This is a genomic window from Duganella hordei (assembly GCF_040369125.1).
Taxonomy (GTDB): domain Bacteria; phylum Pseudomonadota; class Gammaproteobacteria; order Burkholderiales; family Burkholderiaceae_D; genus Rugamonas; species Rugamonas hordei.
In genome coordinates this window covers 40,208-65,388 of sequence record NZ_BPWI01000001.1, presented here as the reverse complement: position 1 = coordinate 65,388, position 25,181 = coordinate 40,208, and the positions used below count along the sequence as shown (strand labels likewise).

General features: G+C 59.1%; 18 protein-coding genes, 1 tRNA gene and 2 pseudogenes. 11 read left to right on the top strand and 10 right to left on the bottom strand.

Annotation, left to right across the window (positions count from 1 at the left end):
* Position 1: 1 nt before the first annotated feature.
* Together ABWW33_RS00285 and ABWW33_RS00280 are read right to left on the bottom strand one after the other, a co-directional pair.
* Positions 2-2,089 (bottom strand): bifunctional rhamnulose-1-phosphate aldolase/short-chain dehydrogenase, encoded by a 2,088-nt coding sequence (locus tag ABWW33_RS00285; RefSeq protein WP_444550972.1) that lies wholly within the window; start codon positions 2,087-2,089, stop codon positions 2-4.
* Positions 2,090-2,157: 68 nt separating this feature from the next.
* Positions 2,158-4,863 (bottom strand): TonB-dependent receptor plug domain-containing protein, encoded by a 2,706-nt coding sequence (locus tag ABWW33_RS00280; protein WP_353397556.1) that lies wholly within the window; start codon positions 4,861-4,863, stop codon positions 2,158-2,160.
* A gap of 184 nt (positions 4,864-5,047) precedes the next feature.
* Between ABWW33_RS00280 and ABWW33_RS00275 the strand changes: the two genes are divergently transcribed.
* The 3 genes from ABWW33_RS00275 to ABWW33_RS00265 are packed head-to-tail and all read left to right on the top strand — an operon-like array spanning position 5,048 to position 8,418.
* Positions 5,048-5,731, top strand: coding sequence for a response regulator transcription factor (locus ABWW33_RS00275; protein WP_353397554.1), 684 nt, complete (start codon positions 5,048-5,050; stop codon positions 5,729-5,731).
* A gap of 6 nt (positions 5,732-5,737) precedes the next feature.
* Positions 5,738-7,168: a sensor histidine kinase gene (locus ABWW33_RS00270; RefSeq protein ID WP_353397552.1), complete on the top strand. Its 1,431-nt coding sequence runs from the start codon at positions 5,738-5,740 to the stop codon at positions 7,166-7,168.
* Positions 7,165-8,418 carry an ABC transporter substrate-binding protein gene (locus ABWW33_RS00265; RefSeq protein ID WP_353397550.1) on the top strand — a complete coding sequence of 418 codons (1,254 nt, stop codon included), beginning with the start codon at positions 7,165-7,167 and terminating at the stop codon, positions 8,416-8,418. The genes ABWW33_RS00270 and ABWW33_RS00265 overlap by 4 nt, the downstream gene beginning before the upstream one ends.
* A 13-nt stretch (positions 8,419-8,431) precedes the next feature.
* Here ABWW33_RS00265 and ABWW33_RS00260 read toward each other — a convergent pair whose 3' ends face one another.
* From ABWW33_RS00260 to ABWW33_RS00250, 3 genes are read right to left on the bottom strand one after another with little or no spacing between them, the layout of a single operon-like run.
* On the bottom strand, positions 8,432-9,379 hold the full coding sequence (locus ABWW33_RS00260) for a PDR/VanB family oxidoreductase (protein WP_353397549.1): 948 nt from the start codon (positions 9,377-9,379) through the stop codon (positions 8,432-8,434).
* A gap of 4 nt (positions 9,380-9,383) precedes the next feature.
* Positions 9,384-10,406, bottom strand: coding sequence for a Rieske 2Fe-2S domain-containing protein (locus ABWW33_RS00255; RefSeq protein ID WP_353397547.1), 1,023 nt, complete (start codon positions 10,404-10,406; stop codon positions 9,384-9,386).
* An 11-nt stretch (positions 10,407-10,417) separates the two neighbouring features.
* Positions 10,418-11,575: an ABC transporter substrate-binding protein gene (locus ABWW33_RS00250; protein ID WP_353397546.1), complete on the bottom strand. Its 1,158-nt coding sequence runs from the start codon at positions 11,573-11,575 to the stop codon at positions 10,418-10,420.
* Between the two features lie 118 nt (positions 11,576-11,693).
* On the opposite strand from ABWW33_RS00250, the gene ABWW33_RS00245 reads away from it, so the two are divergent.
* A complete protein-coding gene (locus ABWW33_RS00245) occupies positions 11,694-12,596 on the top strand; it encodes a LysR family transcriptional regulator (RefSeq protein ID WP_353397544.1) in 903 nt (300 codons plus the stop codon).
* A gap of 63 nt (positions 12,597-12,659) precedes the next feature.
* On the opposite strand, the gene ABWW33_RS00240 is transcribed toward ABWW33_RS00245, so the two are convergent.
* Positions 12,660-12,735, bottom strand: a tRNA-Gly gene (locus tag ABWW33_RS00240).
* Positions 12,736-13,324: 589 nt separating this feature from the next.
* Between ABWW33_RS00240 and ABWW33_RS00235 the strand changes: the two are divergent.
* Positions 13,325-14,477, top strand: a pseudogene (locus ABWW33_RS00235) (IS3 family transposase).
* A 208-nt stretch (positions 14,478-14,685) separates the two neighbouring features.
* Positions 14,686-15,732, top strand: a complete 1,047-nt coding sequence (locus tag ABWW33_RS00230; RefSeq protein WP_353397542.1) for a GlxA family transcriptional regulator — start codon at positions 14,686-14,688, stop codon at positions 15,730-15,732.
* A gap of 159 nt (positions 15,733-15,891) precedes the next feature.
* On the opposite strand, the gene ABWW33_RS00225 is transcribed toward ABWW33_RS00230, so the two are convergent.
* Positions 15,892-16,683, bottom strand: coding sequence for an MBL fold metallo-hydrolase (locus ABWW33_RS00225; protein ID WP_353397539.1), 792 nt, complete (start codon positions 16,681-16,683; stop codon positions 15,892-15,894).
* 169 nt (positions 16,684-16,852) lie between these two features.
* Between ABWW33_RS00225 and ABWW33_RS00220 the strand changes: the two genes are divergently transcribed.
* A complete protein-coding gene (locus ABWW33_RS00220; protein WP_353397536.1) occupies positions 16,853-17,824 on the top strand; it encodes a GlxA family transcriptional regulator in 972 nt (323 codons plus the stop codon).
* A 627-nt stretch (positions 17,825-18,451) separates the two neighbouring features.
* Here the strand turns inward: ABWW33_RS00220 and ABWW33_RS00215 are convergent.
* The gene (locus tag ABWW33_RS00215; protein WP_353397533.1) at positions 18,452-19,240 is read right to left on the bottom strand and encodes an alpha/beta fold hydrolase; all 789 of its coding nucleotides are present in this window, start codon (positions 19,238-19,240) and stop codon (positions 18,452-18,454) included.
* A gap of 118 nt (positions 19,241-19,358) precedes the next feature.
* On the opposite strand from ABWW33_RS00215, the gene ABWW33_RS00210 reads away from it, so the two are divergent.
* Positions 19,359-20,267, top strand: coding sequence for a LysR family transcriptional regulator (locus ABWW33_RS00210; protein ID WP_353397530.1), 909 nt, complete (start codon positions 19,359-19,361; stop codon positions 20,265-20,267).
* 914 nt (positions 20,268-21,181) lie between these two features.
* Here the strand turns inward: ABWW33_RS00210 and ABWW33_RS00205 are convergent.
* Positions 21,182-21,709, bottom strand: a complete 528-nt coding sequence (locus tag ABWW33_RS00205; RefSeq protein WP_353399183.1) for a DJ-1/PfpI family protein — start codon at positions 21,707-21,709, stop codon at positions 21,182-21,184.
* 248 nt (positions 21,710-21,957) lie between these two features.
* Here ABWW33_RS00205 and ABWW33_RS00200 point away from each other — a divergent pair, with 248 nt between their 5' ends.
* The 3 genes from ABWW33_RS00200 (at position 21,958) to ABWW33_RS00190 (ending at position 24,664) form a co-directional block, all read left to right on the top strand.
* Complete coding sequence (locus tag ABWW33_RS00200; protein ID WP_353397527.1) at positions 21,958-22,641, top strand: DJ-1/PfpI family protein; 684 nt, start codon at positions 21,958-21,960, stop codon at positions 22,639-22,641.
* A gap of 79 nt (positions 22,642-22,720) precedes the next feature.
* A complete protein-coding gene (locus ABWW33_RS00195; protein WP_353397524.1) occupies positions 22,721-23,059 on the top strand; it encodes a DUF6616 family protein in 339 nt (112 codons plus the stop codon).
* A gap of 186 nt (positions 23,060-23,245) precedes the next feature.
* Complete coding sequence (locus ABWW33_RS00190) at positions 23,246-24,664, top strand: aldehyde dehydrogenase family protein (RefSeq protein ID WP_353397521.1); 1,419 nt, start codon at positions 23,246-23,248, stop codon at positions 24,662-24,664.
* A 26-nt stretch (positions 24,665-24,690) separates the two neighbouring features.
* On the opposite strand, the pseudogene ABWW33_RS00185 reads toward ABWW33_RS00190, so the two are convergent.
* Positions 24,691-25,147 (bottom strand): annotated as a pseudogene (locus ABWW33_RS00185) (flavodoxin family protein); the annotation flags it as partial.
* Positions 25,148-25,181 lie beyond the last annotated feature (34 nt).

The following is a 25,181-nucleotide window of genomic DNA, read 5'->3' as shown; positions in this document are numbered from 1 at the left end:
CTTAACGGGTGAATGCCATCAGGTTGCCGCCATCCACGTTCAGGATGTTGCCGGTCGATTTGCCGGACAGGTGTTCCGCTGCGAAGAAGTACGCACCTTCAGCAATATCTTCCGGCAGCACGCTGCGCTTCAACATGGAGCGCTGACGGTAGAAATCTTCCAGGTCGCCCTCTTCGATTTTGTTCGCTTGCGCGCGCTCCTTGCTCCAGTCACCGGACCAGATGCGCGAACCACGTATCACCGCATCCGGATTGACCACGTTGGAGCGAATCCCCAGCGGTGCACCTTCCAGGGCAAAGCAGCGCGACAAATGAATCTCGGTCGCCTTGGCCGCGCAGTACGCGGCGGCCTGGTTCGAGGCTACCAGCCCGTTTTTGCTGGCGATGAAGACCATCGCACCGCCCACACCCTGCGACTTCATGGTGCGGAAGGCTTCGCGGCCAACCAGGAAGTAACCGGTCGACAGGATCGCCTGATTGCGGTTCCACAGTTCCAGGCTGGTGTCCTCGATCGGCGCCGAGGAAGCGATGCCGGCGTTCGACACCAGCAGGTCGACGCCGCCGAAGGCCAGCGCCGTGCTGCGCAGCGCCAGGCGCACCGATTCTTCCTGCGTCACGTCGCAGACGGCGCTGTGCACCACGTCCTTGCTGTATTTTTTCGACAGCTCGGCGTGGGTCTGTTCCAACGCCTTGGCGTCGATATCGACCAGTGCCACGCAAGCACCCTCTTTCAGGTAGCGCTCCGCGATGGCGCGGCCGATGCCGCCGGCACCGCCGGTCACCAGCGCGATCTTGCCGGCCAGTGCTTTCGGCGCAGGCATGCGCTGCAGCTTGGCCTCTTCCAGCAGCCAGTATTCGATATCGAATGCTTCCTGCTCCGGCAGGCCGACATATTTATCGGCCAGGTTCGCATCACGCATCACATTGATGGCGTTGACATAGAATTCACCGGCGATGCGCGCGGTTGCCTTGTCCTTGGCAAGGGTGACCATGCCAATTTGCGGCAGCAGGAACACCACCGGGTTGGCATCGCGCACCACCGGGCTGTTGGCGCGCTTGCAGCGTTCGTAGTACGCGGTGTAGTCGGCGCGATAGTCGGCCAGCAACTGTTCCAGCGCCGGGCGCAACTCCGCCTCATCCAGCGACCAGACCGATGGCGGCACCACAGCAGGACGGATTTTGGTGCGCAGGAAGTGATCCGGGCACGAGGTGCCCAGCGCCGCCAGCGGTTCCAGGTCTTGCGAGTTGACGAACTGCTGCACCACCGCGCTGCGGTCCACGTGGGCCAGCTTGTAGACGCCGTTGGCGGAAGCCAGGCCGCGCAGCACGGGCAGCAGGCGCCCCAGTACGGCATCCGCTTCCTCCGCATTCAGGCTGCGCGTCTTCTCGCCGCCGAAAGCCGAGCGTCCCGCGCTCCTGGCCGCCAGCCATGCCGACGCCTTTTCGATCACGGCCACAGTGTTTTCGTAGCAGCTGCGGGCGGTATCGCCCCAGGTGAACAGGCCGTGGCCCGCCAGGATCAAACCGCGGATGCCGGGATTGGCCTTGCAATAGGCTTCCAGCTGCAGGCCCAGTTCATAGCCCGGACGGCGCCACGGCATCCAGCCCAGTTCACCGCCGAAGATCTCGCGCGTCAGCTGTTCGCTGTTGACGGTGGCGGCGACGGCGATCAGCGCGTCTGGATGCATGTGGTCCGTGTGGCGGAACGGCAGATAGGCGTGCAGCGGTGTGTCGATGCTGGCCGCGCGTGGATTCAGGTTGAAGGTGCAATGCGGGAGATAAGCGACCATCTCGTCTTCATGCTCGGCGCCACGGTACAATTTTTTGAGGCCATTCAGCTTATCCATATACAGCGTGGAGAAGCCATCCATTTTCATCGATCCCAGGTCGCCGCCAGAACCTTTCACCAGCAGCACTTGCGTGAGTTCCTTGGTCACCGGGTCAGGCAGCTCCACCTTGGCCGCCGTATTGCCGCCGCCGTAATTGGTAATGCGCAGGTCCGAGCCCAACAAGTTGGAGCGGTACAGCAGCAGCTCCGGCTCACTCATGCCAGCGGTAATTTCATCGTTCCACTTCGGAAATGGGATCACGTTTTTATCTCTCAATCAGTCAAAAATAAGGAACACGGCGGGCAGCAGGCACCCGCCGTGGATGCTGCTTACCAGTCTTTATGCAGGCCGACCGATACCACCCGGCCCAGCGCCGAGGCGGCGGTGGCGTCGTAGCCGATGATGCCGTTGCTGCCGCTGGTGAAGAACACCGGCGGGTTACGGTTGAAAATGTTGCTGACGTTGACGGTCAGCTTCAGGCCCTTGAGCCAGCCATCGCTGTTTGGCAGCGTCCACGCCCAGTTGGTGTCGACCGTGTTGAACGACGCCACCTGCTGCACGCCGGTGCTGATCGCGTTGCGGTAGCCGCCGGTGTAATTCAGGAACACGCTGCCGGCCACGTTACCGCTCGACCAGCCCAGTTGCGCGCGGGCCTTGGTCTTGATCGCGTAGTTGGTGCCCAGCAGGTCGATCTTGTCCGCCACACCCGGCACGATCTGGTCGAACTTCAGCAGGCGGGTGCCGGCCAGGTTCAGGTTAAACTTGCCGAGGTCGGTACGGAAGGCATAGCCGATATCGAAGTCGATGCCATGAATACGCTCGTCGGCAAAGTTCTGGCGACGCAGGTCATACACCGCCGTCGGCAGGCTGCTCACGTCCGGGTACACCTGGCCGTCGTGGCGGAAACCGTTCAGCAGCGGCTGGACAATCGCCAGCCATTGCGCATCAGTGGTGCCGGCCGGGCGGGTGACGCGGTACTTGTCGTAGGCTGCCAGCGGATTCACGACCGGACCGAAGGTCGGGAAGGTAATCACGTCGTCGTAGTTAATCAGGAAGTACGACATGCTCAGCTTCACGCCGTTCAACAGCGACGGGCTAAGGTCAAAGCCGGCGTTGAGGGTCTTGGCTTTTTCCGGCTTCAGGTTGCTATTGCCGCCGGCCAGCACCACCGTGTAGTCGGACGCACCGGCGCTGTTACAGCCGATGTAGGCGCCCGGCACGCATGGGAAGCGGATGGCGCGGGTGTCGATGGCGGTGCCGGCATCGGCCAGGCTAGGCGCGTGGAAAGAACGGCCGGAGCTCATGCGGATTTGCGCGCCGTCGACCACGGTCCAGGTTATCCCTGCCTTGGGATTGGTGGTGGATCCGACGTCGCTGTAGTTGTCGTAACGCGCGGCCAACGACAGGTCCAGCTTTTGCACGCCCGGCAGGCGGTTGGCGCTGCCGACCAGAGGGAAGAACAACTCGCCGAAGGCCGAGCGGCTGGTGCGGGTACCGCCCGTGGTATAAGGCGTACCGGCGTCGCGCTGGCCGGTCACCACCAAACCATCAAACCCTTCCTGGCGAACGTCGACGCCGACCGCCAGTTTCACTTCGCCGCCACGGATGGCGAACAAGCCGCCATCCAGCTTGGCCTGCCCTTCCTTCAGCGTCTGACGGGCGTAATAGCGGGTTTCGTAGTTGCCGATGCGTGCCAGCAGTGCCGCATCGGTCTTGGCGCCGACGCCATATGGATTGAAGCTGCCGTTCGCCGCGCTGGTGCTGGCCAGTGCCTGGTCGATGCCGTGGTTGCGCACGTCGTCGCGTTCCAGGCCGTAGTTGAATTCGACCTTGGCGTTCCAACCGCCGGACAACTCCACGTTGGCGCCTGCCACCACCGACAGCGTCTTGGTTTTGATGTTGTTGGTGAAGGCCGGGCCGAAATCGGCGGACGGGTTGTAGGTCACCGACTGCGTCGCGGTCGAGCCGTTGATCGGCAGGTAGAACGGGCTGGTGAACGGCACGTTGACAGTGGTACCGCCGCTGGTGACGCCGTCGCCGGCCACACCACTTTTGACCTCGCGCTCGGAAGCCAGCACGCTGCCATACAGCTCTACTGCCTCGCTGGTGTGATGGCGCACCGAGGTGAACAGCGAATCACGGGTCTGCGCCGGATACAGATCGGTGGCGCGATTGGCTTCGCAGCTGTTGGTGCCGGGGGTGATGGCGCCGCCGGCGCTCAGTTTGTAGGCCGTGCCATTCATCGTGATGTTGGCCGGCGAGCAGTTGGTCGAACGGGTATCCGCGCCGCCGTATGGACGCTGGTCGTTGACGATGTACTCGCGCTTGGCACCGGACAGCGCAGTATTATGCGTATGCTCGTAGGACAGCAGCCAGCCGCCGTTGTCCCAGGTCTTGCCGAACAACTGGCTGAAGTTGGTGGTGCGGTAGCCGCTGCTGGCGCCTGTATTGAAGCCGGTTTCGGCGCCGTTGAAGTTACGGCGGGTGACGAAGTTGACCACGCCCGCAATCGCGTCGGAACCGTAGATCGACGAGCCGCCGTCGGCCATCACTTCCACCCGCTGCAAGGCCGACAGCGGAATGCCGCCGGCGTCCGGCGCGGTTTGATTAATGCCGGCGCCCGGCAGGCGGTGGCCGTCCAGCAGCAACAAGGTCAAACCGCCGCCGCCGTTGCCGACGCCAATGCCGTGCACCGCAGGCTGGTCGACAAAGTTGGCCTGGTTGCTGCCGGTATTGTTGCCGGTGGTGTTGAAGTTGTTCAGTTGCGGCAGCGCGCGCAGCATCTCGGTGCCGGTGGTGGCGCCGGTGGCGGCGATATCGGCAATGCTCATCTTGGTCAGGCCCGCCCCCACAGGCGCGATGCCGCGAATACTGGTGCCGGTGACGGTGACAACGTTATCGGTCGGTACAGGTTTCGCTTCGGCGACGGCGTCCGGGGCGGCGTCGGTCTGTGCTTGTGCGTAGGCGCTGCCGGCCAGGATGGCGCTGATGGCCGCTACCAAAGCCTTCTGTTTGTATGGCGTTTTATTCAACATGGTCTCCATTTTTTCGTCGTTATTTTCCAGATTGCTCCTGCTGAAACGAAACATTAACAATCGTTAATAAAATATAGCATCGCATTAATGTTGTGTACATCTTTAGTGCCATAGCGCGCGCATACAATCAGATTTCTGATCGAAGTTTGTGGTTTCCTGGTTCATATATTGTTAAACTTTGGCCATGCAAATACTCCTAGCCGAAGACGACACCCTGCTGGCCGACGCCCTGAGCGCGCAGTTGCGCCAGCACGGCTACACCGTTGAACTGGCCCCGAATGGCCCGGTCGCCCAGTACCTGTTACAACGCCACCACTTCGACCTGGCCATCCTCGATCTCGGCTTGCCGATGGTGGACGGCTTGTCGGTGTTACGGGAACTACGTTCGGGCAATCAGCAGATGCCGGTGGTGGTGCTGACGGCTCAGGATGCGCTGGAAAGCCGCGTGGCGGGCCTGAACGCCGGCGCGGATGACTACATCACCAAGCCGTTCGACTTTCCTGAACTGGAGGCGCGCCTGCGCGCGTTGCTGCGCCGGGCCAAAGCAGCGACCGCCAGCGCGGAACTGAGCTGCGCTCATCTGGTATTCGATGCCAAGAACCGCCGCGCCGCCGTGCATGGACAGGCACTGGAACTGAGTCCGCGCGAATACTCGCTGCTGGAACTGCTGCTGATCCACCGCGACAACGTGGTCACCAAGGAGCAGATTACGCAGGTGTGGGCGAACGACGGCGGTGGCATCGGCGCCGGCAATGCGATCGAGGTGTATATCCATCGCCTGCGCCGCCGCCTGGACGGTTCCGGTCTCGACATCCGCACCGTGCGCGGGCTGGGCTACCTGCTCGAAGAATCGTCTTCCGCCACGTAGGCCGGCATGGTCTCGCTATCCCGCAAACTGATGGTGTGGCTGGTGCTGCCGCAGTTAGTGCTGTGGCTGGCGGGAGGACTGGCGACTTATCGGCTGGCGGAGAAATATGCCAACCGCGCAATCGATGCGAGCCTGGTGCAGGCGTCGCGCGCGCTGCTGCGCCAATTGAAGCCGATCGATCAGGGATTGCTGATCGACTTCCCGCGCGCGGCTCAAGACGTCCTGGAAGCAGATCCGAACGATAAACTGATGTACACCGTCGGCACGCCGCCGGGGAGCTTCATCCTTGGAAACAACAACCTGCCGGCGCCATCGCCAGTCGCCAAGCGGCTGCTCGATACCCCCTACTTCTATGACAGCATGGTGGCGCCGCCCGACGGCGCCAGTGGCCCGGCCAAGCCGATGCGCATCGTCGCCTTGTACGTGGCCTTTGGCGACAGCAGCGCGGCCAAACAAACCATGCTGGTGCAAGTCGCGCGCAGCAGCGCTAACCGCAACGAGCTGGCCCGTGCAATCCTGGCCGATACCCTGTTGCCACTGTCGGTGCTGGTGCTGTTGATGACCGTGATCGTGGGGTATGGCATACGTGCCGGCCTGGCGCCGCTGGCGCGCCTGCGCGATGAAGTCGAGAGCCGCGCACCGGATGACCTGACGCCATTGAAACTCGATCTGGCGCCGGTCGAACTGCGGTCTCTGGCAAGGGCATTGAACGACCTGCTAGCGGCGGTGCAACGACAGATCGGCGCCCAGAAGCGCTTCATCGGCGACGCTGCGCATCAGCTACGCACCCCGCTCGCCGGCTTGCAAAGCCAGACCAAGCTAGCACTGGCCGCCACAACGGACGAGGAGCAACGCAAGCGACTGGAAATGGTGCACCAGAGCGCAACCCGCAGCGCCCACCTGGTATCGCAACTGCTTTCGCTGGCGCACGCCGAGCCCGAGGCCAATGCCACATTGCCGCGCGAGCCGGTCGACTTGCGCTTGGTGGCGCGCGATCTGGTGGCGCAGCTCGTGCCGCGCGCGCTGCGCGCCGGGCAAGACCTGGGACTGGACGAAAGCGCAGGCGCTGTGACCGTGAATGCGAATGCCATGCTGTTGCGGGAAGCACTCAGCAATATGATCGACAACGCGATTCAATACGCGGGGGTACGAGCAGAAATCACGGTCCGGGTGCAGCAACAGGACGGTGCCGGCTTGCTGATCGTCGAAGACAACGGCCCCGGCATTCCTGCCGAGCTGCAGGCTCAGGTGTTTGAGCGTTTTGTGCGCGCAACATATAGCGGCAACGGCTGCGGACTTGGCCTCGCGATTGTGAAGGAAATCGTCGAGCGCCACCAGGGAACAGTACGACTGGAAAGCATCGAGCCGCACGGCCTGCGCGTCGTCATGAGCCTGCCGCTAATGTCGGAACAAGCGGCCCAGCGGGGCGCGACATGACAACCGCACGCGGCTGGCGCTCGTCCCTCGCGGCGCTTTGTCTGCTCGCCCTGCCTTGTTACGCCGGCGAGGTGGAAGTGCTGCACTTCTGGACCAGCGGCGGCGAAGCCGGTGCGCTGGCCCAGTTGAAAACCACGATCCGCGCCAAGGGGCACACCTGGAAGGACTTTGCCGTGGCCGATGGCGGCGGCGGCCTGGCCCTGACCTTGCTGAGTTCGCGTGTCGCTTCCGGCAACCCGCCGACCGCGGCGCAAATCAAGGGCGCTTCGATACAGGAGTGGGCCAAGGCAGGCAAGCTGGCCAATATTGACCAGTTGGCACGCGCCGAACATTGGGATGCCCTGCTCCCGCAGATCGCTAGCGACACCATGAAATTCAACGGCCACTACGTCGCGGCGCCGCTCAACGTGCACCGCGTAAACTGGCTGTGGGTCAATGCGAACGCCCTCAAAAAAGTCAAAGCCAGATTGCCCACCACCTGGGACGAGTTCTTTGCCACCGCCGACGCCATGCGCAAGGCGGGGATTGCGCCGCTGGCCTACTCGGGCCAGTCGTGGCTGGACATGGGTTTGTTCGAGACCGTGGTGATCGGCACCGCCGGCGCGAATTTCTACCGTCGTGCCTTCATTCAGCGCGATCCGGCAGCACTGAACAGTGCGGAGATGGAGCGCGCCTTGCTGACGTTCCGGCGCATTAAGCAGTACACCGAGCCGCACACAAAAAATCGCGACTGGGTCGCCGCCACCGCCGCGCTGATTAAAGGCGATGCGGGCATGCAGTTGATGGGCGACTGGGCCAAAAGCGAGATCACGGCCGCCGGAAAAGTGCCGGGCGTCGACGTACTGTGCACCGCAGCCCCCGGCTCCGCTGCGATCTTCACGTTCGACATCGACTCGCTGGCCCTGTTCAAGGTCAGTCCCGCCAATCAGGCTGCGCAACAGGACCTGGCGCGCGCGGTGATGGGCAAGGACTTTCAGCGGACCTTCAATCTGGCCAAGGGCTCGATCCCGGTGCGCCAGGACGTTAAGCTGGATGGATTCGACGACTGTGCGCGCCAGGCCCAGCGCGACTTCAACAACAGTGCCAAACACGGTACGCTGCTCCCCAGCTTTACCCACGGTATGGGGTTGCCCTACGCCACCACGTTGGCGATCTGGGACGTCATCCGGCAATACTGGAATCAGGACAGCATGAGCACCAAGGACGCCATGCGGCGGCTACAACGCGCTGCCGCTGTGCGCCAGGAGTAACCGGCTCTGCAGGCTACAGATCGATCACCAATACCGGCGTCTTTGAACGCGACACGCAAGGCATGAAGCAGTTGTTGGCCTCTCGCTCGGCTTCGCTGAGAATCGCGTCGCAATGCAGCGGTACGCCGTCCAGCACCGTCGTACGGCAGGTTCCGCACACACCGACCTCGCACGAGCAATCCAGCGCCACACCGGCCTCCTGCAGGCAGGCCAGCGCCGTGCGGCCAGCCGGCACCGGCACCTGCAAGCCGGAGCGCCGCAAAGTCAACGTAAACGGCGTGTCGCCATCGGCATGCGCGAGTGGTGCGCCAAACGATTCCTGATGCACCGCAGCCGGCCCAACTCGCAGGCTAGCCTCGGCCGCTACCGCCTGCATGAACGGCGCCGGACCGCATACGTACACGTGGGTTCCCGCCGCCGGATACGTTGCAAGATACGTCCGGATACTAGCCTCCGTCTGCTCGGGGCTTTGACCGGCTAGCACCTGCACCCGTCCGGCCAGCGGGCAGGTTTGCAGCTCAGCGGCGAAGGCCACAGAGGCAGCGTCGCGCACGAAATAGTACAGCTGGAATGGCTGATCGCGCCGCTGCAACGCATACGCCATCGACAGGATAGGCGTGATGCCGATCCCGCCGGCAAACAGCAGGTGCATGCTGGCCTCGGGAGCGAGGGCGAAGGCATTGCGCGGCGCTCCGATCTGCAGGGTCATCCCGACTTTCGCCTCGTCATGCAGCCAGGCCGAACCGCCGCGCGATTGCGGCTCGCGCTTCACGGCGATGCGATAGCCGTCGCCGCCCGGCTGGCGGCAGCACAGGGAATATTGACGCACCTTGCCATTTCCCAGCGTGACGTCGATATGCGCACCCGCTTCGTAAGAAGGCAGCTGGGCGCCGCCGACAGCACGCAGCTCAAAGACGCGCGCGGCGGCACTGTCGGTTATGGCATGAATTCGGACTTGCATAGGCCTACCCCGCCTGCGCTGCAATGTGGGCCGCCACGATACGGCGAGCACGGTTCGGGCCACTGTCCACATGGATGTCCACCATCGGGCCGGGGCCGTACTGGCACATATTGCGGTACTGCGCCTCGATCAGCACACGGTCCTCCTCGAACGTTTGCGCGGTCTGTTGGTACACCGTTTCCGCATTGTCCGGTTGATCGGGATGGGCGGAACTGGCCATGGTCCAGAAATAGTGCGAGGTCGTGTCGGTTTCCGGCGTGATGCCGTGGAAGCCGCGCATGTGGAAGCCTTCGCGCTCGGGATTCGCCAGCGAATCCGTCCCCGCATCGACGGCACCGGTGAAAATCTGCAGGTGCGTCAGGTGAAAGTCGATTTCCTGCCAGCGGTCGATCTTGCCCTTGAACGGCCAGGCGGCGCTGTAGGTGGCTGGCGGCAGCGATCCCGGCATGTGGCGCACCACGCGCACATGGTCGCCGTCTCCGGATACCGTGGTCGGCGCTTCCATGTGGACTTTGGCGTTGCCGCCGATGGTGCGGCCGTGCAGATAGCCGACATGGCTGAGGTCCAGCAGGTTGTCATGGATCAGCTGGTAAGGCGCATCGTAGTGGAACACACCGCCCTTCCAGGTATAGCGCGGATTCTCATGTGCCGGAATAGCCGGCGGCGGGCCGGATGGCGCGTCCCCCTGCCCGGCGCCAAACCAGATCCAGATTACGTCGTTGCGGATCTGGGCCGGGAACGCCCGCACCTTGGCCTTGCCCGGAATTTTGACCTGGCCGGGAATTTCAAGGCACTGCCCCGCCGCGCCAAACAGCAAGCCGTGGTAGCCACAACGGATGCCACTGCCCTCCAGCGTGCCACAGGACAGCGGGACGGCGCGGTGGCAGCAACGATCTTCCAGTGCGGCCACGCCGCCATCCTCGGTGCGGAACATGACGATCGGGTAGTTCAACAGCTTGCGTGCGAGCGGCTGGTCCTGCAATTCCCAGGCAAAGCCTGCGACGTACCACTGATTCAATGGGAACATACTTTTCTCCTTTACTTGGTTGGGTCCTTGACAGCGTCGTAGCGGTCAATCTCGACGGCGCCATAGGAGCCGTTGGGCAGCTTGTCGATGCGGCGGATATAGATGGTCTGGACAATGTCGCCAGTCTTGGCGTCTATCGTCACCGTGCCGCGCGGGCTGGCGGCGCTGTAGCCCTTGGCCGCAGCGATAAACGTAGGCCCATCAACCTTGCCGCCCGTCTTGGCCAGGGTGGCGGCGATCAGCGCCATGCCGTCGTAAGCCGAGGCGGCCTGGAAATTGGGTTTAAAGCGGTCGCTCACCGTCTTCGAGAACGCCTCGGTGAAAGCTGCGTTGCCGGGGCCAGACTGGAAGTAGGAGTAGTAGCCGGCTGTGTAGATGCCTGCCATCGTCTCGCCTGCAGCTTTCAGCACGTCTTCATCGGCCCAGCCTTCACCGCCGAGGAAACGGATGCCCGCCTTGTCCAGCCCCTTCTCACGATATGCTTTCATGAAGGCGACCATCGGCTGGCCGTTCGGCAGGAACACATGGATGGCGTCCGGCCTGGCATCCTTGATGCGCTGCAGGTAGGCACTGAAATCCAGCGTGGCCAACGGGACTTTGACCGAATCGATCACGGCACCCCCGGCAGCTTTGAAGCTGCTGGTGAACCACATGTCAGCGTCATGACCCGGCGCATAGTCGGCGACCACCGAGAACACCCGGCGCGATCCGGTCTTGTAGGCCCATTGCGCCAGCGGTTGCACGGATTGAGCGATGGTGTAGGAAGTACGCGTCAAATATGGCGAACGCGAGGTAATCGCGGAGGCGGCAGCGCCGGTGACGATCATCGGCTTTTTGGCGCGCTCGCTGACGCCGGCGGCCGCGATGGCGTTGGGCGTGAATACGAAGCCTGCCAAGATGTCGACCTCGTCGCGGCCCACCAGTTCAACCGCCAGCCGCTTGGCCACTTCCGGCTGCGGGCCGGTGTCGTCCTTGTAAATCACTTCCAGCTTCCTGCCGGCGGCCTTGCCGCCGTTCATCCGCATCCACGTGTCGATGCCGGCTTTCATTTGCTCGCCGCTTTGCGCGGCCGGGCCGCTGAGGGAAGTGATCACGCCGATGCGGATCGGCTCCTCCGCCGCATGCGCGGAACACAGGCTAAAACAGAGCGCCAATAAGGTGCGTTGCATATTGTCTCCATGATTGTTGTGACTGTTGTGCGGCAATCATCGAGGACAACTGGATATTTTGAAATAGAATAAACAGAATAATGTTTATATGGATTTCAAATTTTACTAGGAGCGGGACATGAAAGGCTTTGATCTGAACCTGCTGCCGGTGGCGCTGGCCATCTACGAGGAGCGCAGCGTCAGCGGCGCAGCGCGCAAGCTCGACATGAGCCAACCCGCAGTCAGCGTGGCCTTGAACAAACTGCGCAAATCGCTTGGCGATCCCTTATTTGTCCGCACCGCCCAAGGCATGGCGCCGACGCCGCGAACGCTTACACTGGTTGACCCGACTCGCGATATTCTGCAACGCCTGCAAAAAGACGTGCTGGCCAGCACCGAGTTCAACCCCGCCACCAGCGACCGCCGCTTCACGATCGCCTTGTCTGATGTGGGCGAAATGACATTCCTGCCGCGCCTGCTGGAGCACCTGCGGCGCGAGGCGCCAGGCACCAGCATCACGTCTGCAACGCTACCGCCTGCGGAACTGGCAATAGCGCTGGAGGATGGCAGGGTCGACCTGGCAGCAGGTTATTTTCCAGACCTGAAACACCGCAACTTCTTTCAGCAGCGGTTGTTTTCCCATGATTTCATTTGCATCCTGAGTGCAGATCATCAATTCCGGGGGAAACGGCTCACGATGGAAATATTCCTGAACATGGGACATGCTGTAGTGAAGGCCGAAGGCCGCAGCCAGGAGGTATTCGAACAACTGCTGATCCGCAGCCGCATCTCGCGGCGCGTGGTGCTGTCTACACCGCACTTCATGTCGATTCCCTTCGTCATCGCGGCCAGCGACCTCGTAGCGACGGTCCCGCGCGCAGTGGGGGAAAGTTTCGCGCGGTTCGCGCCGGTGCGGCTCGTGGAGCCGCCGATGGAAGTGCCCAGCTTCGACCTGAAACAGCACTGGCACCGTAAATACGCCAAGGATGGTGCTAATGCCTGGCTACGCGCATCGCTGGCACAGATTTTCGGTCAACCTTAGCCTCCCTGCCTGACGCACACAGAATGCAAAAAGGGCAGCCTACTGGGCTGCCCTTCTACCTTTTGGAGCAGGAGAAGAGTCTCGAACTCTCGACCTCAACCTTGGCAAGGTTGCGCTCTACCAACTGAGCTACTCCCGCTAAGGAGCTTTGGAGGCGAGGACGGGAGTCGAACCCGTCTACACGGGTTTGCAGGCCGTATCGGCCCTCAAAAATCAAGTACTTAGCCGTTAACCACAATTTTTGCCACAGGAGTCTGCGTACTAAGCGAAAAAAGTGCATGCCTCCGCGTCGGATATTCTGCCACGCTCGACCACGCCGCCTGCCAAAAAGCTCCTATCTTTTTCTATATTGGTGCCGAACTGCACATCTCACTCGACTCGTCGACCGCTGTCAGAATTAGGTGCTGCCCGGTAGCAAGCTACGTCGGCAATCCTCCGGCGACGGTGGGATCCGTATTGAAGGGATGTGCAGGGGCTAGACTGCTGTTTTTCAAGGCCAGAAAGCGCTACGCGCCCCCAAAAACGACCCCGAAAACCAAACACTGCTTTTGCATGTCCCACTGGCATGACACTCTCTCCCGTTAGTATTGAAGTCTAAGGCAGTTTTGAATTTCAAAGACCTTATATGCTAGTCAAAATTTTAACTTGTGTGTGTGTTTGCAAGCTAAACTGAATCGCCACGACCATTGTAGACACCCCTGAGCCATAATTTAGGCAAAGGAGAAATCATAAGTGGGAAGCGTTACACGGAGGAATTCAAAATCGCTGCGGTCAAGCAGGTTATTGATCGCGGGCACCCTGCGGCCGAGGTCGCCGAACGGCTTGGTGTCAGTATCCACAGCATCTATGCATGGACAAAGCGGTATGGCGTGCCCGAAGTCGAACGCAAAGCCCAGGACGCCCAGTCTGACGAGATGCGGCGACTGAAGGCCGAGTTGAAGCGCGTTACCGAGGAGCGCGACATCTTGAAAAAGGCCGCGGTGTACTTTGCCAAGACGTCCGGGTAAGGTACGCCTTCATTCAGGAAGTACAGGACGAATTTCCGGTGCGGCGCTTGTGCAAGATGATGGGAGTTCATCCCAGCGGCTTTTATGCGTGGTGCGTTCAGCCAGAAAGCAAGCGGGCCAAGGAAGACAAGCGCCTGCTCGGCCACATTAAGCAGTCATGGCTGGAAAGCGGCGCGGTCTACGGCTACCGCAAGGTATCCGACGACCTGCGCGACTTGGGCGAGCGATGCGGCATCAATCGCGTTCACCGCATCATGCGCTCAGCGGGACTGCGCTCGCAGACCGGATACGGCAAGCGCAAATGGAAAGGCGGCGGCGTGCCATCGGTGGTGGCACCGAATCATCTGCAGCGGCAATTTGACGTGCTTGAGCCAAACCGGGTCTGGGTGTGACGGACATAACCTACATTCGAACCCATGAAGGCTGGCTGTACCTGGCAGTTGTGCTCGACTTGTTTTCACGCCAGGTTGTAGGGTGGTCGATGAGTTCGCGGATTGATACGGAGCTGGCGATGAATGCGCTGCTGATGGCGGTTTGGCGACGCAAGCCGGCCGCTCCTGTGATGGTTCATTCGGATCAGGGCTCGCAGTTCACCAGCAAGGATTGGCGCGATTTCTTGACGGCGCATCGGCTGGAGCCAAGCATGAGCCGGCGTGGAAACTGTCACGACAATGCAGTCGCTGAAAGCTTCTTCCAGCTTCTAAAACGCGAGCGCATCAAGCGAAAGACCTATGCAACCAGAGACGACGCCAGGCAGGACGTCTTCGACTACATCGAGATGTTCTACAATCCGAAGCGCCGTCACGGATTTAATGACAGGCTTTCGCCAGCAGAGTTTGAGCGAAGGCATTTTGAACGGCTCGCGGGTGTCTAGCAGACTCGTGGCGATTCAGGGATCGGCCTGAGGAATAACCAAATCTTGTTCCGGCCCAATTGGAATAGCGAATTTTCGCGAGTTGCAAGCGAAGAGAAAATCATGCAACCTGACGTCTGGCAGCCCCTCTTCCGACTAATAAGCCGTACGGTCTGGCGCCATCTCGACGCGAGTCAGGTGGGTTTGCTCAGGCAGCAAACAAATTTCTATGGCCACTTCTATTTCCAATAATATGGCCACGCCATTTCCGCTTCGCACTATCGTCATCCTTGCCTTCGACGATGTGACCGCTTCAGACGTCAGCAGTGTCGCGGATGTATTTGCGATAGCCACCCGCTTCATCAGGTGCGCTGGCAGTTCTGGATATCACGTCGTAGTAGCATCCGTCGAAGGCGCTCCTATTCGCACATCTTCTGGTCTGACATTCACGACAACGGCAATTTCATCGTTAGATATTGACGCCATCGATACACTAGTTGTCCCAGGCGGAGGCCCGCCTCAAGATCCACCGGTGCCGGTCGAAGTTGTCGACTGGCTTTCGCGTGAAGGGCACCGGCCGAAGCGCCTGTGCGGCATCTGCACCGGAACATTCCTATTGGCCGAAGCACGCCTCATAGGAAACCGTCGAGTCACTACACACTGGCAGTCTACAGACGTGTTAATGAAGCGCTACCCGGAAGTATCGATCGAGCCTGACCGCGTCTATTTACAGGACCGTGGTCTATGGACCTCCGCTGGCTTTACAGCAGGGTTCGATCTCGCGCTAGCAATTTTGGAAGAGGATCAAGGCTATGCGGCCGCGATGGAAGCGGCAAAGTCAATCGTCGTGTTCGTCAAGCGAGCGGGCGAGCAGGCGCAACTGTCCGCAGCATTAACCACGCAATCAGTAGCGGATCGACAGTTCAGCCGCCTTCATGCCTGGATCACGGAACACCTCTCCGAGAACTTAACCATTGAGGTGCTAGCCGAGCAAGTTGCGATGGCGCCAAGGACATTCACTCGGCGTTACGCTGAACAAATGGGGAGCACGCCGGCCAAAACTATTCATTCACTACGCATGGAGGCGGCGCTGCGCGCGGTTGTCGACAGCGGTTTTAGCCTAAAGCAGATCGCACGAAACTGCGGGTTTGGTGATGAACAAAATCTACGCCGCCACTTCGTACGCCACTGCGGAATTAGCCCAGAACAGTACCGAAGGAACTTCGCTTTAGGTGAACTCGGCTCTTCTTATAACGAGAGCTTTCCCATGTTGTGAGGTTGCGCCGATAATAGCAGGCGCCTGTCCTGCCCCAAGACACGAGCATACGTGGGTCTCTTGTCCATGCGATTTGCCAAGTTTTCACGCCAACGCCGTCGCCCCAACGGCACTGGCATGCACAGCGAGTGCTGCAGATTACCAACTTTAGAATAGCCTCTACTTTACCTTTTCCGCTGCCTCCGGCGTGGAGCAAGTGCAGTTGGCAGACGGTATCTCATACGTACGTCCCGGCTTCAAACCTTGCAACAAAAGCGCGTGTCGGCGCACCTCACTGGCTGGCAGGGGGCCACCGTGTCCCATATGAAACGTCTGCATGCCCGAATCGACCATCGCGAGCAGTTCTTTGCCAACGGCCTTCGGATCATCCTCGAACGGCGGGCGAATAGCGTGATTCATGCGCAGCATTCCCCCTAATAAAACCCCGGACGCAACCAAGTCTCCAACGAGCGCATCACCGGTCGCTAGTTGCACCGAGATAGAGCCATCCGTATGACCAGGTGTGTGTCGGGCCACGCCGTCCAACCCAAACTGAGTGAGGTCGAACGATTCGCCGTCTTTTAAAAGGAAGTCCGGTGTGAATGCCTTATATGGCTCGGTAGGCACCCCCGTCTTCAAGAACAAACTGCCAAACCACGCCGTCGTGCAATACGTCATGGGCTTGCGTCGTTCGTAGTAATCCAGGTCGCCGGCGTGCGCCAAGATCGGTGCCTCCGAAAGTTCGCGCATCGTCGCGGCCGATCCTGCATGGTCTGTGTGAGCATGCGTAACGACTATTAACTTGATGTCTTGAAGTCTCAGGCCATGTAGCTTAAGAACACGCTCAATCTTGGCTTCGGAGCCAGGTATCCCTGTATCGATAAGCACACAACCACGCGTACCGATGACCAAGTGGCAGTGGACCATGCCGAACGGCAGGATAGGAATTGTAATAATGGCTGGCTTTTTCATTCTTGACCTCTTTGATAGTGGATGGATTGCGGACCGACCAGTGCCTAATTCAAGGTATTCCGCTTGATAGGCAAATTATTGACCACATCCCCTATGCACATGTATGCCTATATTGACTATATAATGGTCAATATCGCCAAATGACATAATTCTTTTTCTTGAAGGTTAAATGAAGACCGTACGCATCGCCGTTCTTGCTTATAGCGGGTCCATGCCCACCCAATTGTTCGGCATCGCCGATGTACTGCGCATCGCTAACGACATGAGTCTCAGCTTGGGCGCAAAGCGAGACGTCCGATTGGATGTCGAGTTGATTGCACTGCCAAACAGAAAGGTAGTCGTGGCCGGAGGACTTGCACTGCGAATCAAGCGTCCCGTCGGCAGCTACGACCTTTTGATTGTTCCTGGATTGGAAACGCAACGATATCAAGACTGGACAGCGAAACTGACTCCACTGACGCGAGAAGTTGATTTCATTCGTCACAGCTTTTCTCGCGGAACGCCGGTTGCGGCCGTTTGCGTCGGAGCTTTTCTCCTGGGCGAAGCAGGCTTACTGAATGGGCGCAAAGTCACGACCGCATGGCTTTTCGCTGGCGACTTGGCGAGTCGCTACCCGGAGGCCAACGTCAACTCAGACGCCATCTTGATGGAGGATGGCGCCGTCGTCACCACTGCTGCGGTGAGCTCTGCCTTTGACTTGGCAATCCATTTAATAAAGCGCCACCTCGGTGCCGACGTCGCTACAGCCACCGCAGCGATCACACTGCTGCCATCCCAACGGGTCAGCCAATCCCCCTATGTCGATTCCAACTTGCTGGAACGAGAACTGCCAACGTTCTCGCAAAACCTGGTGCAATGGTTTGAAGTCAGATTGACGGAGACTTACGATCTTGAGCGCGTGGCGCAAGCATTTCATGTCAGCGGTCGCACATTGATCCGCAGGGTCAAGGCAGAAACTGGAAGATCACCGCTAGCCCTGCTGCAGGAGGCTCGCGTGGAGAGGTCCAAGCATCTCTTGAAGAGCACCAACTGGACAATTGCAAAGATCGTGGAAGCTGTAGGCTATTCGGACGTCGTCAGCTTCACGCGTCTTTTCGCTAAACTCATCGGGGAGACTCCAACGAAGTACCGCCATCGCTAGCACCTCGCCGTTAAGGCAGGATTGGGCGCAAGCCACTTCCCCACTCAGATTTGGGAAAAGCAGCAGCGTTATTTCGCCCCTGCCGCGTCGCGCTGGGGCGATGAGTCACAATATTGCTACTACCTTCGCCGCGCCCTGCCCTAGACCGATTTCGAAACGCGGACGTCGAGGATTTCGGCCTCCAGGTGTAGCTCGCCCCCGTGGCAGCACCGGCTGCGGCCACTGTAGTTCATCGAACCCGGCACCGACTACGCAGGCCGCTTACGACCGCCGTGCGACTCAATCACAAAACTCAGTAAGTCTTTCATGGATTTTCATTCCTCAGTAATCTGCAACAGACTAGTTTTCGCCCCAGCTGTCGTCCGATGCAAAATGCTGTCCAAACAAAATTGGTGCGCGTCGCAGTTGTTCCCCCCCCCATTTGCTCAAGCCCGCGCTGCAGCCCTAGTAAGGTCATCAACTAATCCGCATTTCGAACGCATGGAAGTGCACAACAAGAGCAACTGCAGCGTCAACAGCCGACGGGCAAAATACCCGTCGGCACCGAAAGCTCTAAGATCGCGGGCCTGTTGTCCAACTAACTCAAATAGCAGCTACTCGAGTCAACAGGACCGTATCTGTTATCGCTTATGCACCGGCCTTCGTCGATTGGATAAATCCGACGATAGCGGCGGCCACTTCCGCCGGCGACTCGAGCGGCGACAAGTGTCCGGTACCAGCCAGCACATGCAGCTTTGCCTGGCTGATGCGAGGTAGCAGCTCCGCCTTCAAAATATCAACCGAATCCACCTTATCCAGCTCGCCGGCGACGACAGCAACCGGTACCTCAATCGCACCTACCAGGCTCGAAATGTCTTCCCGACTGGTCGATTCAGGCCATGCCTCACGGGCCTGTGGCGCGCCACGCATGCTGTCTTCAATGACCTGCTCACGTAAAGCTGCAGAAAGAGGCTTGGCGGTCAGCATGTGATCCAGTGCCATACCGATCGATTCGCGCGACAGATAGGCGGATTTCATGCCTGCACGGGCTTCTGGAGGCAGCGCCAGTGGCGTTGGCGTCGCAGGCGCAACCAGCACCAAGCCGACCAAACCCGAAGGGCGACGCGAGGCCAACAGTTGCGCAATCTTGCCGCCCATCGAGTGCCCTATCAGTACGTATTCACGCAGGCCCAGCTTGGCGATCATTTGCTGCGCGTCGTCAGCAAAGTCCGCCAATGCGTAGCCGGTAGCAGGAGCTTCGGAGTCACCCCAGCCGCGCAGATCCGGCGCCACAGTGCGATAACTCGGAGGCAGTGCTGCGATGACCGCATCCCAGGTACGCGACGAACCACCCCAGTAATGCAGAAATACCACCGCAGGAGCGCCGCCGCCCTGATCTTTGACATTAATCTCGATATCGTTGACTGCAATTTTCATGATAGGTCTTCCTTTTTGGTAAAAGCGTGGACACATTCTAGATACTATCTTTAGGCACGATAATCCAGCATTTGCTATCATCTGTCGGTCGTAAAATTATCGAATCAAGGAGGGCACAGTGGACCGCATAACCGAAATTGAAGTGTTTGTTGCAGCGATAGATGAAGGCAGCCTGGTTGCGGCGGGCAAGCGCTTTGGTTTGTCTGCGTCAATGGCTGGGAAATATCTGAGCAGTCTAGAGGCGAGTCTGAATGTACGGCTGATTCAACGCAGCACTCGAAAGCTGAACGCTACCGACGCCGGACGTGCCTACTATGAGCGTTGCAAGCGTATCCTGGAGGAGTTCGAAGAGGCGAATAGTGAAGCGAGCGACAAGAGCACTGCGCTTCGCGGCCTACTTCGAGTAACTGCGCCAGTCAGTTTCGGCATGCTCCACCTGAGTGACCTCACGGCTCGTTTCATGGCCGAACATCCTCAAATTGCGATCGAAATTATGCTCGATGACCGTTATGTCGACCTCCATGCAAGAGGAATTGACATAGCGATCCGCATCGGCCGCTTAGCCGACTCGGAACTGGTGGCGAAGCGTCTCGCACCCTGCCGTATGGTCCTGTGCGCGGCGCCTTCGTTCTTAGAACAATACGAACCGTCCCCCACCCCAGAGGATCTGAAAAGAGCTCCGCGCCTAGACTTCAGTGAGGTCGTCACGTCCGGCGGATGGAATTTCACCGATTCCGAACAGAGACAATATCTGATCGACGGGCCGACACGCATGCTGTCAAATAATATGCACATGCTGCTTGCCGCTGCGCTGGCCGGCGCTGGCATTGCTTATGGCCCTACCTTCGTGTTTGGTCAACACCTGGCCTCGGGAAAGCTGGTGCGCCTTCTACCAGACCTTGAGACCATCGAGTTGTCTGTGCACGCAGTGTTCCCAAGCGCTCGATATTTGCCGTCCAAGGTGCGTCAATTTATTGACTATCTCTCGGCAGAATGGGCTGACGGTCCAAGCTGGGACCAGAATTGAGCGATAAAGTAGACATCACGTAAGTATTCTTATCACCGCCACCACCGCTCGGCATAAGTCGCCGCGTCCCAGAATCCCAAAGAACGCCGCAACCTGTTCTCGCTCGTCGCAGCTATGCCCAGCCACACGGGCTTGTGAGATTTTGCACATTTTTCAGCATGATGGCTTGCCGATTAATAGTCCCGCAGCGACGCCGATGCTATTTGCCCAAGCAAGCTCTGACACGCCTGCCGATGCTACCCAATAGCCGCATCGGGGCATGCAAAATGAAAATATGCCAATCTGATTGCCACGATTGGCCGTGCACGACGGGTCCCTGAGACCTTGCGGTATGACCAAGCGTTTGTCGACCAATGCATCCTGCGTGTTTACCGAAACCGATACGGCGCGCATGGACGCCACTTGCTGATAATGCTGCTATCGGACAGCTTCGCCGCCGGCGATATCAGCGATGCCTGCCATTTGCGAAACAGTCTGTCCCTGACGTTGCTGACGGTACTGCTCCGGCGTTGTTCCGCGCAATCGCAGAAAAGCCCGTCGCAGGTTTTGTTCGTCGCCAAAGCCACAGTTTCGGGCCACCTGCTTTAGTTATGGATCTGATTCATGCAGTGCCCTGAGTGCGGCCTCAAGGCGCATCGTCTCAATGGCCTTAGCTGGTGTGAGTCCAGTTTGCTCCGTGTAGTGGCGAGAATATGTGCGAACAGTCATGCCCACTCGTTCAGCGAGTACTTCTACGCGTAGATCATCGGCAAGATGGTCCAACGCCCAAGCGTGAAGATGGCTAAAGCGGCGATCGGCTGCGGCTTGACTCGAAAGCGTAGCGGACACCTGCGCCTGCTCACCTGACCGTATAACGAAGAGCAGTACAGAACTCGCCACTTCCATCGCGGTCGCGTGCCCATGGTCTTCCTCGATCAAGGCAAGTGCCAAATCCATTCCTGCCGTAAAGCCGCCTGATGTCCACAGTCCACCGTCATGCAGGTAGACGCGGTCAGCCTCGATGCGCAATGACGGATTTGTCGGGCTCTCAGTGCGTCAGTGGCCTGCCAATGTGTAGTTACCTTACGATCGCTGATTAGCCCAGCTCCGGCAAGCAAAAACGTACACGTGCAAATGCCACAAAGGCGGCGAGCATGCCCTCCTTCTCGAGCGAACCAATCCACCACCTCCTGCGGGACAGGGGGAGCGTGCGGAGGAGCGCCGCCGGGCACTATCAGCGACTCAATTGAAGCTGGATCAATCTTCGACAGCGGCGTAGTCTCAATGGCAATTCCAGAAAGGTTGTGATTGGGTGGCTGCCCGCGGACTGAGGCAACCGTCACGTGATAAGGGCGTTGATCAGGGCGCTGGAAGGACTTTGTCGCGACGGAAAAAACATCGGCGGAACCGCAAACATCTGATGCTGTCGCCTCATCGAACGCCAGGACAACCACCTTGTGCATATCAGCTGACAACATAGGACGCCCAACGGTCGTAAGAGGTATGTTCATAGTCGAGATGCGGCGAGTTAAATCCAACGTTCAGCACCATTGCAGTGTACCTTGGCCGGAATAGATGGACATTTGTCCGAGTAGTAAGCAGTTTACGACCTATTCTTACAGCACGTCTAGTTGCCACACAGGACACCATTTAATTATTAATTAAGTAATATTTTCGGCAGGATGAAAAGATCCGATTCTTTGGAGACTACATGAGGATTCTAGCCATACTATTCCCGCGATTTACTGCTATCGACCTGATCGGGCCGACGCAAACCTGGATGTTCATGCCGAACGTCCAGATCCAAATGGCTGCTGCCCACCCAGGGCCGGTGCCCACTGACATTGGTTTGACCATCAATGCCACTCACGACTTTAGTACGTGCTTCCAAGAGCCAGACGTGCTGCTGGTGCCAGGCGGCGCTCGAGGGTTATTCGAAGCACTTAAAGACGATAGTCTCATTGAGCACATCGCGCGCATCGGTGCGAAAGCCGACTGGGTGACCAGTGTATGTAACGGCTCCCTGCTGCTTGGCGCAGCCGGGTTGCTTCGCGGCTATAAGGCCGGATGCTACTGGTACTCCCGCGACTACCTACGCCACTTCGGGGCCGAACCGGTCAACGAGCGCGTGGTCATCGATCGCAATAGAGCCACCGGCGGCGGGATGACCGCAGGGATGGACTTCGGTCTGAGCATGGTGGGACATTGGGCTGGCGAGTCTGTAGGCCAGGTCGCCGAGTTGGTCATGGAATACGCTCCACAACCTCCTTTCGGCGTTGGCCGGCCAGAGCTCGCCCCCCCGAACGTCCTGACCATGGCTAACCAAATTCTGGCCGACGAGATGCCCAACTCAATAGCGCTGGAAACCGCAAGACGTCGCGGCTTTGGTTATTAAACCACCTTCACGCATCTTAAGTTGTCGACCTCGATTTAGCTCATCGAAGCAATCAACTCATCAAACGGAGTCTTTGCAAATGCACGTTTTTCTCGAACTTTGGAATCCCAAGCCCAGCTGGAAGACACTGGCCGCCGTAGATCGCCAGGCCCTTATCGACCGGCTCGGCGGCCTTACGGAGCCCATAGTCAAGGCTGGCCACGTTGAGATATTGGGCTGGGGAAGCGCCGATCCAACGGTTGACCACCCCGAGGGGCATCAATATTTTGCCGTGTGGCGCGCCCCAACGCGCGACTGCCTGGACCGGCTGCGTGCTGCCATTTTTCAAGGTGGCTGGTACGAGCATTTCGAACAAGTCAATGTGACCGGCGAGTTGGCTACGCCAGATGTCGTTATCGGGGAACTCCTTTCAACGTGAGCGCCCGCAACGTAACGGTGTCTGCCAAGGCAAATGAAGCCGTCCAGATTCAGCGGCTCCATTCGTGTGATGAGCCTGCATTGGCGTAGCCATTCTGAACCGTAGCGGGCCGCGAATATTCACCTGACCGCGTTTGTCCTTTTCACTTCAACTACGCTTAGCGTTGGAATCGTCATGCAAACATTTATGAACATCATCAATGGGAGCCAGGTAGCTTCCGAGACTACTTTCGAGTCGAAAAATCCCGCCACTGGCGAGGCTCTTGGTAGGGTCTCGCATTCGACGCCCGAGCAGGTCAGTAAGGCGGTTACGGCTGCTCGGTCCGCGCAACCTGCCTGGGCTGCACGGACCGACGCCGACCGCCAGGCAATACTGGCGAACGTCGCCGACAAGTTGCGCGACAACGCTGAGTATTTGGCCACGTGGGTAACTCGCGAACAAGGCAAGCCGCTAGGTGGCGTTGGACCGGATCAAATCCCCGGTTCGCGATTCGAGGCATGGGCCTGTGAGGCTTGGACGCGCGCTCCTGCCAGTCTCGAGCTGCCTCCCGAAGTTGTTTTCGAAGATCAGACCAGACGCGACGAGTTGCACCGCAAACCCCTCGGCGTGATCGCGGCAATCTCGCCCTGGAATTGGCCGCTAATGATCGCGGTATGGCAAATCATTCCAGCTCTGCGCGCCGGCAACACTGTGGTCATCAAGCCCTCGGAATACACCAGTATTTGTACGCTGGAAATGGTCAGACTGATGAACGAAGTCTTGCCTGTTGGCGTTTTGGATACTGTGACCGGCGGCGGTGAAGTCGGCGCATCTCTTGTGGACAACCCGAGTGTGAACAAAGTCTTGTTCACTGGCTCGGCCGCCACCGGTGCAAAGATTACGGCCACGGCCGCCCGTCATCTGACGCCTACAACGATGGAACTAGGCGGCAATGACCCAGGAATCGTACTTCCCGGTGCCGATATCAAAGCACTGGCGATGAAGCTGTTCTGGGGTGTCTTCATCAACCAGGGCCAAACCTGTGCCAGCTTGAAGCGGCTCTACGTCCACGAAAGCCAGCACGACGAATTGGTAGCGGAACTGAAGCAGTTGGCCACTGCAATGCCGATGGGCGACGGAATGCAGCCTGGCATCGCAATGGGGCCGATCCAGAATCGCATACAGTTCGATAAGATATCGCGTCTGGTAGAACGGGCCAAAGCCGATGGGGCAACTATCGTATGCGGCGGCTCCCCGCTGCCGGGTGGAGGCCTATTCTATCCGCTGACGTTGGTGACTGATATCACGGACGGCGCACCATTGGTCGACGAAGAGCAGTTCGGGCCAGTCTTGCCAATCATCCGATACAGCGATGTGGAGGAAGCGATCGTTTGGGCCAACCGAGGCAATGCGGGCCTTGGCGCCTCTGTCTGGTCTTCCGATATCGAGCAAGCAAACGACGTCGCTCAAAGGATTGAGGCAGGCACGGTGTGGATCAATCACCACGGCATCATTCACCCGATGGTACCGTTCGGCGGCGCGAAGCGTTCTGGTTGGGGAGTGGAGTTCGGCATCGAGGGCCTGAAAGCCCTTACCCGCCCGCAAGTGATTAGCCTCATAAAGTAGTGCCGAAAGGCCCCTGTTCGTCGGCAGGGGCCACTCCAAATTGCGCCACAGAAAGAGCCAAGATAATTTACGTCGTCGCGTTGCGCCGCCTTGGTACTACTTGGGACCATGCCCGTGCCTACCCAGCAGATGCCGTCGTGCTGCATGGACAACCTAAACAGGTATGCTAGGTCGACAACTTGTCGCCATTCATACTAGCGCTGTTGGTAAAGCCAGCAAAGACTCTGTTTTTTCATTGTTGGGTGTGCCAACGGTTTGACGACGCATCTGCAAATTTCTTAAACTGCCATGACACCGAACCCATATACGTTGGACTGCCCATGATGACGGCGTCGCTGGCGTTCAGTTCCTCCCAGCCACTTCAGGCAAATTTCCATCAACATCGATGGCGATCAGACTCGCGCCGGCACCCATTGCAACTGCTTCAGCCAAACGCTTCGTGTGACCATAACCCGAATGACAAACCACGCTTACTTTTGCCATTTCTTTTCCTTAAAAAAATACCGAAAATTCGTTC